This is a genomic window from Effusibacillus lacus (assembly GCF_002335525.1).
In the GTDB taxonomy this organism is placed as follows: domain Bacteria; phylum Bacillota; class Bacilli; order Tumebacillales; family Effusibacillaceae; genus Effusibacillus; species Effusibacillus lacus.
Genome location: NZ_BDUF01000064.1, coordinates 63,956 through 76,715 on the forward strand (window position 1 = coordinate 63,956; position 12,760 = coordinate 76,715).

Consider the following 12,760-nt stretch of genomic DNA (forward strand, 5'->3'; position numbering starts at 1 on the left):
ATAACCCTCAAGCAACGGTCATCTTTTTCTTCCGCTTACTTCATCCAACCACTTTTTCATCAAAGATGCATATTTTGGCAGCCTGCCAAAAATCATGTCCGCAAGTGCCTCATTGTAAGTATGTACCGAAAGATTCCTATCATCCACCATCTCAAGCGCCAAAGTTGCCTCTTCCGCATCAAGAAGACCCACGGACAAACTGGCACGGACGACTCCTTTAGGGGACCCGATATCCATTCCTTCATACTCAAGCAGGTATTGTTTTACCGTTTTCCAAATCGCCTCAAATGTGTATTCAAAACGTTGAATGGACGCGTCCCTCTCAATACGGGAAGGATTCGGGATAGAGAGTACTTCGTCCAATGTCGTTAATGCTCGGTAAGAAACTTTCAGACGTTGTTCCATTCGTTCCATTCGATTCCCTCCTTGATCACTTGCTGAATGAAGGTTTGATCCGCTTCCAGCAAATCGACCACCTCTACCGGATACGGTATCGGGGCTTCTTCCAGTGCAGACCGGAGTTTTGCCAAAGTTCCTGTTGGAAGCGGCTCGCCCGGCCAAATCGCAAGATCAATATCAGAAGTCGGGCGTTCTTCCTGCCTTGCCCATGAGCCGTACAAATACACTTTAGCCGGAATACCGCGCAGGTGCTCCCCAACAATGTTTCGAATCTTCGTCAGAACTGCCTCACGACTGGACAAACTGTTGGGTTGTTCCTTATGGGACAGGGCCATTTTGCTTCCTCCTCTATAGTAGCTGCGAGGTGTTTTTTTTACCTCCATTCTACCCCAACCACAAGAATAAGGACAGGATTCATCTCCTGTCCTTTTGCTCCCTGTTATCTTACCGTTTTGCCTGTAAAGGCGTCGATTACATGGGTGTGCTTCTTGGTTTCTTCTGCTCCATAATGTAAAATTATTGTTATAGTTCGACAAAGGGGGAAAGTCTGTTCATGCAATCCTTGGTTCCGGAAGAGTTTAACCCCTTTTTTTGGGATGTCCATATGCATGATTTGGATCTTCACGAACACAAAATTTTTATCATCGAAAGGCTGCTAAATGAAGGTGACCACCATACCCTTCGTTGGCTCTTCGACGTATATTCGCTCGATGAAATAAAAGAAGCCGTACGTATTAGCAGGGGATTGTCCCTTAAAACAGCAAGATACTGGCAATACTTTTTCAATTTGAAAGAGGAGGAAATGCGGTGTTTTGGGACGTCATTGACGAAGCAAGACGATCTGTTCTAGAAAAAATGGTCCGAAACCAACCTGTTAAAGATTGTTATCTTGCTGGGGGTACGGCACTGGCATTGCTTTTGGGACACCGTGAATCCATTGACTTTGATTGGTTTAGTCCGAACCATTTTTCATCGGCTGAAATCGAGAAAACCCTATCCGAAATAGGTTCGCTTCTTGTTACAGAATCCAAATCCGGAACGTTTCACGGTTTGTTGGACAATATTCAAGTAACCTGGTTAAGATATCCCCATCCTCTTCTGGAACCGCTCATTTCTACTCCCGATGTTCCCGGATTGCTCTTGGCATCGATACCGGATATAGGCTCGATGAAACTGATTGCAGCCAGTCAAAGAGGTGCGCGTAAGGACTTCATTGATTTATATGCTATCGAAAAATCAGGGATTCCCATCTCCACCTTAATTCAACGCCTCCCAGAAAAGTTTCCGGACGTGAAGATGAATTACTACCATATCGTGAAAAGTCTGACTTACTTTGATGACGCCGAGCGGGAACCTATGCCGAGAATTCTGACAAAAACCGAATGGGTGAATGTCAAGGAATTCTTTATAAGTATACAAAAACGGTTGCTGGACATTATTCCTTAAGGACAGGATTTATCTCCTGTCCTTTTGCTCCCTATTATCTCATCGTTTTGCCTGAAAAGGCGTCGATGTATTCGAAGACAGCGGTGTCGGCCGGAATATACACCAACACGGGTTCGGGCGCGATTTGACCGCGGTAGTCGGGCCAGATGTAGACAAGCTGCAGCGGATGCTGCCTCAAAAATTCCTGTTTGGCGGATTCTACCGAAACAACGTTTTGATTGTCCGGCAGTTTTACCTCGTCCTCTACTGCTGCGCTTTGCAGCGCAAAGCCCGCCACTTTCCCCGTGACGCCGTCGACCTGCACCGAGAATGACCGGTCCATGACGGGAACGCCCTGGTGCAGCGCATGAAAGCTAAAGTGGTACTCGGGAGACTGTTTTTGATCCTGCAGCTTGTTTTTGTCTACCCAGTTCGGGATGTTTTCCGCATCTTCCATCGTAGAGAAGACATGCTGCAACGACAACTCCTTGTGTTTAGGGCTGATGTACCTCTCCAGGAATTGAATCGCGGTTTTCTCGGCGTCCGTCTGTGAAACCTTCGCCTGTTTTCCCCTCATGCTCTCGTCCTGCAGGTTCATTGTCAGCACTTCGCCAGTCTCTGCGTCGATCCCCAGGTGCACATAGCGCATCTGATCGTAATTCGACCGTCCGTCCGACTCTTTTACCGGTTTGCTGTGCCAGGAGTAGTGGTGAAACTTCTTCCCGGATGGCCAATCCGTTTCCTCTCTCTGATCGAACTGCATTTCGTTCATGTCAATACCAAAAACGTCCGACAATAATTTCTCCGCTTCTTCCTTTGATTTGACAACCAATGTCTCCCCTGTGGGAGAAACCGCCACCTTCTTTGAGAGGTTGGACTGAGCAGGCCGCATTCCAAATTCCGCCAGGTTTCCTGTTTGGGCATCCAGAACTCCTTCGAAAATCGGAAGATACATCAACACAGGACGCGTTTCTGCTTTGTCGACAAAGGGTTTGCTGCCAATGGGTTGATGTCCGTTGTACATTAATTTCATGTCCAGCAGTTTCACGTAGGCCTGTTCCGCCTCTTCCTTGCTAATCGCCTGCTTCGGATCCGGGAATTTGCTGAAATCCCAGGCGATCCTCTCATTCTGGTCAAAACCGACGACACGCCCAGCGGAATCCACATTCACGCTAAACCCGCTGTTTTTGAAGGGGATGCCGTTTACCAAGCGTTCATACCGCACAGTTGCGTGGGCCCATTCCAACTGTTTACCGTCGGCGGCTCTGACTCCGCTTTTTCCGTAAAAGAGCGTGTCCTCAGCGCGAAAGTCCTTTACTTTATCGCCCAGTACCTGTTTGACAAAAGAAGCCGCTTTTTCTTTGGAGAGTTCCTCTGACGGTGACTCGCCCGATGCCCAATCCGGATTCTGGATGTTCATATGCATGAGTTCGCCGGTTTCCGCGTTCAAATTGACGAAAGCGTTGGTGTACTTCAAACTGTCTTCCGTTTTCGGATCGTTGGGCCGGTTGTCAAAGGCAATGCTCCATGCAGCGGGTCGCCCGTCGCCCCCAGGGCTGTAAAACTTATGCCGGAGCGTCAATTGCTTCAGTTCGGGAAAGACCTTGTACACCCTCTCCAGCGCCTGCTCCATCTGTTTGCTGAACGCGGGCTGTTCCACTTCCGCCGCCTGCCGGGCGGTATTCACAGCACCTTCTGCCCATGCAGGAGTTGCTGCCAAGGTGCTTGCCGCCAGCACCGCCAGAAAAATTTGACTGAGAGACTTTCTCTTTTTCATGGGTGTCCTCCTTGTGTCTGGGTATTTTTTCCTCCCATTACTTAAGACGCCAGTCTTTCCAAAAAGTCACGGTCAAACAGAAAAAAAGAAACCTCCTGTTCGAAGAGAGGTTTCAATTCGTTCATCCCTGATCTGTTACAATTCCTTTGCCAACTCTTGCTCCACCCACACTCCCAGTCGAGCGGTGTCTTCTTTCGCCTTCTCCAACGCCTTTTTCACCTGTTCGCTGCCGGTTCCCCCGTGAACATTTCGTGCATCCACAACCGTTTGGATGTCAATCACATGGTACACATCCGCTTCAAAAAGAGAACTGTGCTCCAAGTATTCCTCCAGTGTCAGATCCGCAAGGTACTTGCCATGGGAGACGCAGTAAAGCACCAGTTTGCCGATCACCTCATGCGCCTGCCTGAACGGCAGTCCTTTGCGCACCAGATAGTCGGCCAGATCGGTTGCGTTGGAGAAATCCTCTTTCACCGCTTTGGCCAGCCGTTCCTTTCGGACTTCCATCGTACGGATCATGCCGGCGAACAGCGCCAGAGACCCCTTCACCGTCTCTACCGTGTCAAACATTCCCTCTTTGTCTTCCTGCAAATCCTTGTTGTAGGCCAGCGGGAGGCTCTTCAGCACCGTCAACAGACCAAACAGGTTGCCATAGACCCGGCCTGATTTTCCCCGGATCAGTTCCGCCACATCCGGGTTCTTCTTCTGCGGCATGATGGAAGAACCTGTGCAGTAGGCGTCATCCAGCTCCACAAACCCGAATTCCGTCGAGGACCAAAGCACCAATTCTTCGCAAAAACGGGACAGGTGCATCATCAGAATCGAAGCGTCACTCAGGAACTCCAGTATGAAATCCCGGTCGCTCACCGCATCCATCGAATTGTCGTAGATCCGGGAGAAGCCCAGTTCCTTGGCCACCAGTTTCCGGTCAATCGGGAATGTGGTGCCCGCCAGGGCACCGGCCCCAAGCGGCAGAATGTCAATCCGCTTCAGCGCATCCTGCAGTCGTTCCGCGTCCCGCGAGAACATTCCCACATAGGCCAGCAAATGATGGGCAAACAAAACGGGCTGCGCCCGCTGCAGGTGCGTATATCCCGGAATCACAACATCGATATACTTCTCGGCTGTATCGACCAGCGCCTGCAGCAGATCCGCCAACAGAGCGACAATCTGTTTTGTTTCCCGGCGTAAGTAGAGGTGCATGTCGGTCGCAACCTGATCATTTCGGGAACGTCCCGTATGCAGTTTGCCACCCACCGGCCCGATTCTATCAATCAGATACTTCTCGATATTCATGTGAATGTCTTCGTTCTCCACCGTATAAGTAAGTGTGCCCGCCTTCACATCCTCCAGAATGGTCATCAGTCCTTGCCGGATTTTGTTCGCATCTTCCTGCGGGATTATGCCGCATGCCCCCAACATTTTCACATGAGCAAGCGAGCCGCGGATATCATCCACGGCCAGCTTTTGGTCAAATCCAATGGAAGCGGTAAACTCTTCCACCAGTTTGTCTGTCGGTTTCGTAAAACGTCCGCCCCATAGCTTCGACACTTTTCTTACTTCCTTTCTGCCCAATATCGCTGCTTATGCATGGAATTTTTTCCGCTTTTATACCAACTCCGCCTCCGGATTACGGGGCACCAGTTAACATAACAAAAATAACAATCTTTGAGATCCTTAATTTCGGATTTTCGAGTTTTAATCTTGAAATAACGGTTTTTGAAGGTCTTATTTTTCCAAAAACCGTTGCCTTCGGTGCGTTTGGCTCGCGTTCAAAGAAAATAAGACCTTAGAAGACCGCTATTTTATAGAAATAAGAAAATTCGACAAGAATAGCGCCCTGAACGCCCGTTAAATTTTTCGACAGCCATCCTGACCAATATAAGAACTCTCTTCACTAGAGATTTTCCATTATTTATCCTGAGTCTGCTGCACGCCGGACGCCACTTTCAGACGCAGCGCATTCAAACGGATAAATCCGGTTGCGTCAGATTGGTTGTATGCTTGAGTCGGGTCTGCCTCCATTGTCGCGATGTTCGGGTTGTACAGGCTCACAGGACTTTTCACCCCGGCTGCTATCACATTCCCTTTGTAGAGTTTCACCCGGACGGTACCGGTGACATTCTTCTGGCTTTCGGTCACCAGTGCCTGCAGGGCAAGCCTTTCCGGGGCGAACCAGAACCCATTATATACAAGCGAACTGTAACGGGGGATCAGCGAATCTCGCAGCTGCATGACTTCGCGGTCCATCGTCAGCGATTCCATGCGACGGTGAGCAGCAAACAGGATGGTGCCCCCCGGCGTCTCATACACCCCGCGGCTCTTCATGCCAACAAACCGGTTCTCGACCATGTCCACACGTCCCACTCCGTGCTTGCCACCCAGTTCATTCAGCTTCTCCATTACCTGAAGCGGGGTCATGCGTTCCCCGTTCAAACCGACACAATTCCCCTGCTCAAAGTCCAACTCCAGATATTCCGGCTGGTCCGGGGCATCCTCCGGCGAAACACTGAGCACGTACATGTCTTTGTTTTCCTCGCTGCTGGCATCGAACCAGGGGTCTTCCAACATTCCGCTCTCAAAACTGATATGCAGCAGGTTGCGGTCCATGGAATAGGGCTTCGCTGCCGTAGCCTGCACCGGAATGCCATGCTTCTCAGCATAAGCGATCATTTCGGCCCTGCCGGGGAACTGCTCACGGAAAGCTTCGATGCGCCATGGTGCGATCACTTCCAGTTCAGGTGCCAAAGCGGCAGCCGTCAACTCAAAACGCACCTGGTCATTGCCTTTGCCGGTGGCGCCGTGTGCAATCGCCGTTGCCCCTTCGGCCCGTGCAATTTCCACCATCCGCTTGGCAATCAGTGGACGCGCAATGCTCGTACCAAGCAAATACTGTCCTTCGTAAAGCGCACCCGCCTGGAACATCGGATAAATGAAGTCCCGCGCAAACTCTTCCCGCAAATCATCGATGTAGACTTTGCTGGCACCTGTGCGGAGCGCCTTCTCCTCGAGGCCTTCCAGCTCCTCTTTCTGTCCGATATCCGCTGTGAATGCGATAATTTCAGCATCGTAAGTCTCTTTCAGCCACGTCAAAATAACGGACGTATCCAGTCCACCGGAATACGCCAGTACAATCTTCTGCTTTGCCATCCTTTTGTCGCTCCATTCCGTTGCTTATATTCCATTCTTAGCCATTATCTCACAAGAAGACTGCATACGGCCACTACCCGATAGTCGCCACGAGAATCGCCTTCTGTACATGCAGGCGGTTTTCCGCTTCGTCGAAGACGACCGAGTGCGGGCCATCGATGATTCCGGCCGTCACTTCTTCCCCACGGTGTGCCGGCAGACAGTGCATGAACAGGAAGTCATCCTTTGCATGCTTGCAAAGCTCTTCATTCACCTGGAAAGCGGCAAACTTCTTCACACGCTCCGCCTGTTCCGCTTCCTGTCCCATGCTTGCCCAGACATCGGTGTAAATCACGTCCGCCCCTGCCACAGCTTCCACCGGATCGTTTGTTACCACCAGCTCCGTTCCGAATTCCCGGGCAAATTGCTTTGCCTGGGCCACCACTGCAGGGTCGCACTCATATCCAACCGGAGTTGCCACTCTCATATTCAATCCAAACTTGGGCGCCGCCTGGATCCACGAATTGGCCATGTTGTTGCCGTCTCCCACGTAAGCCACAGTCAATCCTTCCAACTGTCCCTTGTGTTCTTTCAAAGTCAGGATATCGGCCAACACCTGGCACGGATGATGCAAATCGGTCAATGCATTTATGACAGGTACGCTCGCATGCTCGGCGAGTTCCACGACATCTTCGTGCGCAAATGTCCGGATCATGATGCCATCCACATAGCGGGACATCACTTTGGCCGTATCGGAGATCGGTTCCCCCCGGCCCAACTGAGTGTCCCCATTTGAGAGAAAAAGCGCATGGCCGCCCAGCTGATACATCCCCACTTCAAAGGATACCCGGGTTCTGGTGGAAGCCTTCGTAAAAAACATCCCCAGCGTTTTTCCGGACAACGGTTGGTACTTCTCGCCTTTCTTCTGTTTCTCTTTAATGGCCTCGGCCAACTCAAGCAAATAATTCAGCTCGGAAGGCGTGTAATCGGCGAAATCCACAAAATCCCGTCCCACCAGCCGATTGACCTGCCACTCCTTAAACATGGGCATTAATTTGGACATTCCCTTTCCCTCCCCCAAAAACTCTACTTAACCGCAACCGGCGCCAAAGGCTTTGGCTCCACTTCCGCGTGTTGCTCCAACACCATCAGCAGCGCGCCTGCCGTATCCAGTGATGTCAGGCAGGGCACTCGCGTTTCGACGCTGTATCGTCTCAGCCAGAACCCCAATCGTTCAGGATCCTGTCCCCGTGTCGGGATATTGAGCACCAGTTGAATCGCGCCCGACTTCATCAACCTTTCGATTTCGTCCCGGTCCTTCCCGACCGGGATCACATCCGGAATTCCATTTATTTGAAGGTACAAAGCGGTTTGCGAAGTCGCATACAGCTTGAACCCCAAACTTGCGTAACGTTTCAAAAGCGGTATGGCGGTCGCCTTCTCCCGTTCCGTTATGGAACAGAACAAACCGCCCGGTTTCAAGCCGATTCCCATCCCGGCAAAGGCACTGGCTGTTGCGGATGCAAAGTCTTTGCCTATGCCGAGGACTTCCCCGGTGGACTTCATTTCCGGTCCCAGGTGGATATCAAATCCGGTAATCTTTGCAAAGGAGAACACCGGCGCCTTGACCGCCACAAAGGGCTGGTTGAGAGCGAGTCCAGTTCCGTATCCGCAGTCCGTCAGCTTCATCCCCAACTGGGTCTTGACGGACAGGTCAATCAGGGGAATACCGGTCACCTTCGAGATAATTGGCACTGTCCGCGAAGCACGCGGATTGACTTCAAGAACATAAACGCAGCCCCCGAAAATCACAAACTGAATGTTGACCAGTCCTACTACGGGCAGGTTACAGGCGATTTTTTCCGTGTATTCGACGATTGTCCGGACCTCTTCGGAAGAGAGTGATTGAGGCGGATACACCGCCATGGAGTCGCCCGAGTGGACGCCTGCCCGTTCAATATGTTCGAAGATTCCGGGGATCAGGACGTTCTCCCCGTCACATACTGCGTCGACTTCAACCTCTTTCCCTTCCAGATAAGCATCGATCAAAACCGGGTGTTCCGGATTGACATCCACAGCCAACCGCATATAGTCACGCAGTTCCCATTCATTATGGACGACCGCCATGGCCCGGCCGCCGATTACATAAGACGGCCGAACCACTACCGGATACCCGATTGATGCAGCAACGGATACTGCTGAATCCACATCATAGGCGGTCCCTCCCTGACTTTGCGGGATTCCCAGTTCCAACAGGAAATTCCGGAACTCGTCACGGTCTTCGGCGCGGTGGATAGCGGAAAGCGGTGTCCCCGCCAGTTTGATTCCGGTACCCTGCAGGACTTTCTCCAATTTGACCGCCAGATTGATGGCCGTTTGCCCGCCGTACTGGACGAACACTTGCTCAACGCCCTCTTTTTCTATGACCGCCAATACGTCTTCCAGCGTCAGCGGTTCGAAATACAAACGATCCGCCGTGTCAAAATCGGTCGATACCGTTTCCGGGTTATTGTTGATGATTACCGTTTCATAGCCCTGCCGTTTCAAGGCCCACACGGAGTGAACCGAACAGTAATCAAACTCGATACCCTGGCCGATCCGGATGGGTCCCGAGCCAATCACCAGGGCCTTCTTCTTGTCGGATCGAGCCACTTCATCCCGGCTGCGGTAGGTTGAATAATAATAGGGAGTGGCCGATTCGAATTCGGCTGCGCATGTATCCACCAGCAAATAAGAAGGAACAATTCCGGCAGCCAGTCGTTTCGCCCGCACCTCTTCCCAGTTCATCCCGGTCAAACGGGCGATGCGGTCATCGGAAAACCCAAGCTTCTTTGCTTCCAGCAATCTCTCATCCGGTATGTGATCCTTCCCGCCTGACACCAACTCCTGCTCAAACCGAATCAACTTTGCCAACTTGCTTATGAAAAATCGGTCTATGCCTGATAGATGGCAGATTTGTTCCTGCGACCAACCCCGGCGCAACGCTTCCGCCACCACGAACAATCGGCGGTCGTCCGGTTCCTTGGCCAGAATTCGCTCCAGATCTTCATCCGGCCACGCTTCGACTCCGGGCAGTTCCAGGCCATCCAGCCCGATGTCCAGCGAGCGCAGCGCCTTCTGAAGCGCCGCTTCAAAAGACCGTTCCAACGCCATCACTTCGCCGGTTGCCTTCATCTGCGTTCCCAATCGCCTGTCGGCTGTCGGGAACTTGTCAAAGGGCCAGCGGGGAATTTTCACCACCACATAGTCAAGCGCCGGTTCAAAGGATGCATAAGTCTTGCCGGTTACCGGGTTCAAGATCTCATCCAACCGCTTACCCACCGCAATCTTGGCAGCCATTTTGGCAATTGGATACCCGGTGGCTTTGGATGCCAAAGCCGAAGAACGGGAAACACGAGGGTTCACTTCAATTACACAGTATTCCCGGCTTGTCGGATGCAGGGCAAACTGGACGTTGCATCCCCCTTCAATCTTTAGCGCCCGGATAATGTCAACGGCTGCTGTCCGCAGCATCTGGTATTCCTGATCGGTCAGCGTCTGGGACGGCGCCACCACAATGCTGTCCCCCGTGTGTACGCCTACCGGGTCAATATTTTCCATGTTGCAGATGGTAATGCAGGTGTCGGCCGCATCCCGCATGACTTCATACTCAATCTCTTTCCAGCCTTTGATGCTTCGCTCCACCAGAATCTGGCCAATGGGACTCTGTTTCAGCCCGCGAGTGGCAATCTCTTTGAACTCTTCCACCGTCTCGGCGATTCCGCCCCCTGTGCCCCCAAGTGTATAGGCAGGGCGGATAATGACGGGCAGGCCGATTTTCTCAACAAACGCGAATCCTTCTTCCAGAGATTCCACGACTTCCGATTGGGGAATCGGCTGTCTGATCGAATCCATCAAATCCTTGAACAGTTGGCGGTCTTCCGCCTGTTTAATCGATTCAAGGGTGGTTCCCAGCAGTTTGACTCCATATTTCTCAAGCACACCCGCTTCATCCAGGTCCACGGCCAGGTTCAATCCGGTCTGACCGCCCAAGGTGGCCAGCAGCCCGGCGGGGCGCTCCCGGTCAATAATCCGGGTCAAGACTTCGACATTTAACGGCTCTATATATACAACATCCGCCACGTCCAGATCCGTCATAATCGTTGCCGGGTTGGAATTGACCAGAATCACGCGGTACCCCTCTTCCCTCAGCGCTTTGCACGCCTGGGTTCCCGCATAGTCGAATTCCGCCGCCTGCCCGATCACGATGGGTCCGGAGCCGATTACAAGTATCGAATCTTTGGTTGTAGAATCAGGTTGCATAGGCAAGATGACGCTCCTCCTGTTGGGCCATAAACTGCAGGAACCGCTCAAACAGTTCTTCCGAGTCGCGCGGACCCGGACATGCTTCCGGGTGGAACTGCACCGAGAATGCGGGGAGTCCTTTCACGCGGACCCCTTCAATCGTTCCGTCATTGACATTTACATGGGTCACTTCCAACGCGGCCGGAATGTGATCACCAAGCACTGCGTACCCGTGATTTTGCGAAGTGATCCAGATTCGCCCCGTGGTGAGATCTTTCACCGGATGGTTAGACCCCCGGTGACCGAACAGCATCTTCCCGGTCTGGGCGCCAAAAGCAAGGGACAACAGTTGATGTCCGAGGCAGATTCCCATAACGGGGTACGTTTCCGCCAGTTTGCGGATGACAGGGAGGATCTCCGCGCAATCAAGCGGATCTCCAGGTCCGTTTGACAGCAGGATGCCGTCTGGCCGCAGATCGCGAATGACTTCAAAGGAAGTTCCGGCAGGCACAACGGTTACCCTGCATCCCATCTGTACAAGGGACCTCAGAATGTTCGTCTTCACGCCAAAATCCATTACAACCACATGGTAATTCCCTGTTGCAGATACTTCATATACAACCGGGGTCGTCACCAGATCGACTTTCCCCTGTTCCGTTTCGGGAAACTCCAGATCCCCCGCTTCCACACTCTCATTCCCTGTCACCGGGAGAATCCAGCCTTTCATAGCACCCTTGTCCCGGATCATCCGGACAATGCTTCTTGTATCCACTCCTGTCAGACCCACAATGTCTTGTTCCGCAAGATAGTCTGACAAGGTTTGTTTGCTTTGCCAGTGACTTGGTTCTTCGCATGCTTCCGCTGTCACGAACCCCGACAGCCAGGGCTTGCGGGATTCAAAGTCGGCCGGGTTAATCCCGTAATTGCCGATTAACGGATAGGTCATGACCACGATTTGTCCCGTATAGGAAGGATCCGTCAGAATCTCTTGGTAACCGGTCATGCCGGTATGGAAGACCACTTCTCCATATCCTCGCCTGGATCGTCCGATGATCGTCCCTTCAAAAATTTCCCCATTTTCAAGGATCAATCGTCCTTGCATCCCGGTTCCCTCCTTATGACTTATCCCGCTACCAAAGGGGGCTCATTTCTATTTGTTACTCCCTTTTGTATATTAATGCAGGTTCTCGAATTATTATACGTTCGCATGCATAAATTTGCAATGTTTTTTTCAAATCCCTGTCCATGAACCAATGCCCCTGCTGACGCATACAGTACACTATCCGAGTCACCGCTTCCCCCAACCCGGAGGTGTATAGACACAGGGGGGCGTTTATATAGAGGCTCCCATCGGAGCACCTTTTTAAGAGGCCCCGACAGGGGGTCTTTTTTGCTACAAACAAGTACGGGCAGGATAGTAGAATCCTCCCTAAGATTGATTGGTTTCGGGTGAAGAGACTAAAAGAAAGAGGCCCACTGGCCTCCTTTCCTCCCCGAGTCACTCTTAGATGTTTGACTGGCTAACTTCGCGTAGATCTCCATTAGCCAATTTATTTTTGTCCGTGCACTTTCATTTCCTGTTCATTGGCGTTCTTCATGTCCTCGATTTGTTCCTTCGTTTACCCTTCCAACGTTAGGCTGTTTTCGGCTTTCATTTGCCACAATGTCATAAAAGCCATCTCCCTTACGCACGTCTTCCCTTTCCTAATAATAGACGATTAAGAAGAAATATAGTTTCACGCGAAT

10 protein-coding genes are annotated in these 12,760 nt (G+C 51.7%); 2 read left to right on the top strand and 8 right to left on the bottom strand.

Annotated features, from left to right (window positions below):
* Positions 1–18 precede the first annotated feature (18 nt).
* Together EFBL_RS13030 and EFBL_RS13035 are read right to left on the bottom strand one after the other, a co-directional pair.
* A complete protein-coding gene (locus tag EFBL_RS13030) occupies positions 19–414 on the bottom strand; it encodes an HI0074 family nucleotidyltransferase substrate-binding subunit (RefSeq protein WP_096182548.1) in 396 nt (131 codons plus the stop codon).
* Entirely contained in the window at positions 390–734 is a 345-nt protein-coding gene (locus EFBL_RS13035) for a nucleotidyltransferase family protein (RefSeq protein WP_165912590.1), read from the bottom strand. The genes EFBL_RS13030 and EFBL_RS13035 overlap by 25 nt, the downstream gene beginning before the upstream one ends.
* Positions 735–952: 218 nt before the next feature.
* Here EFBL_RS13035 and EFBL_RS22095 point away from each other — a divergent pair, with 218 nt between their 5' ends.
* Together EFBL_RS22095 and EFBL_RS13045 are read left to right on the top strand one after the other, a co-directional pair.
* Entirely contained in the window at positions 953–1,249 is a 297-nt protein-coding gene (locus EFBL_RS22095; RefSeq protein ID WP_424955044.1) for a DUF6922 domain-containing protein, read from the top strand.
* The gene (locus tag EFBL_RS13045; RefSeq protein WP_096182551.1) at positions 1,207–1,845 is read left to right on the top strand and encodes a nucleotidyl transferase AbiEii/AbiGii toxin family protein; all 639 of its coding nucleotides are present in this window, start codon (positions 1,207–1,209) and stop codon (positions 1,843–1,845) included. Before EFBL_RS22095 ends, EFBL_RS13045 begins: the two co-directional genes overlap by 43 nt.
* A 34-nt stretch (positions 1,846–1,879) precedes the next feature.
* Here EFBL_RS13045 and EFBL_RS13050 read toward each other — a convergent pair whose 3' ends face one another.
* The 6 genes from EFBL_RS13050 to EFBL_RS13075 form a co-directional block, all read right to left on the bottom strand.
* Complete coding sequence (locus EFBL_RS13050; protein ID WP_096182552.1) at positions 1,880–3,601, bottom strand: YcdB/YcdC domain-containing protein; 1,722 nt, start codon at positions 3,599–3,601, stop codon at positions 1,880–1,882.
* A 135-nt stretch (positions 3,602–3,736) separates the two neighbouring features.
* The gene (argH, locus tag EFBL_RS13055) at positions 3,737–5,152 is read right to left on the bottom strand and encodes an argininosuccinate lyase (RefSeq protein ID WP_096182553.1); all 1,416 of its coding nucleotides are present in this window, start codon (positions 5,150–5,152) and stop codon (positions 3,737–3,739) included.
* A gap of 360 nt (positions 5,153–5,512) precedes the next feature.
* Positions 5,513–6,751, bottom strand: a complete 1,239-nt coding sequence (locus tag EFBL_RS13060) for an argininosuccinate synthase (protein ID WP_096182554.1) — start codon at positions 6,749–6,751, stop codon at positions 5,513–5,515.
* Positions 6,752–6,824: 73 nt separating this feature from the next.
* Positions 6,825–7,793: an ornithine carbamoyltransferase gene (argF, locus tag EFBL_RS13065; RefSeq protein WP_096182555.1), complete on the bottom strand. Its 969-nt coding sequence runs from the start codon at positions 7,791–7,793 to the stop codon at positions 6,825–6,827.
* 23 nt (positions 7,794–7,816) lie between these two features.
* Positions 7,817–11,032, bottom strand: a complete 3,216-nt coding sequence (gene carB / locus EFBL_RS13070) for a carbamoyl-phosphate synthase (glutamine-hydrolyzing) large subunit (RefSeq protein ID WP_096182556.1) — start codon at positions 11,030–11,032, stop codon at positions 7,817–7,819.
* Positions 11,022–12,116: a carbamoyl phosphate synthase small subunit gene (locus tag EFBL_RS13075; RefSeq protein WP_096182557.1), complete on the bottom strand. Its 1,095-nt coding sequence runs from the start codon at positions 12,114–12,116 to the stop codon at positions 11,022–11,024. Before EFBL_RS13075 ends, carB begins: the two co-directional genes overlap by 11 nt.
* Between the last annotated feature and the right edge of the window lie 644 nt (positions 12,117–12,760).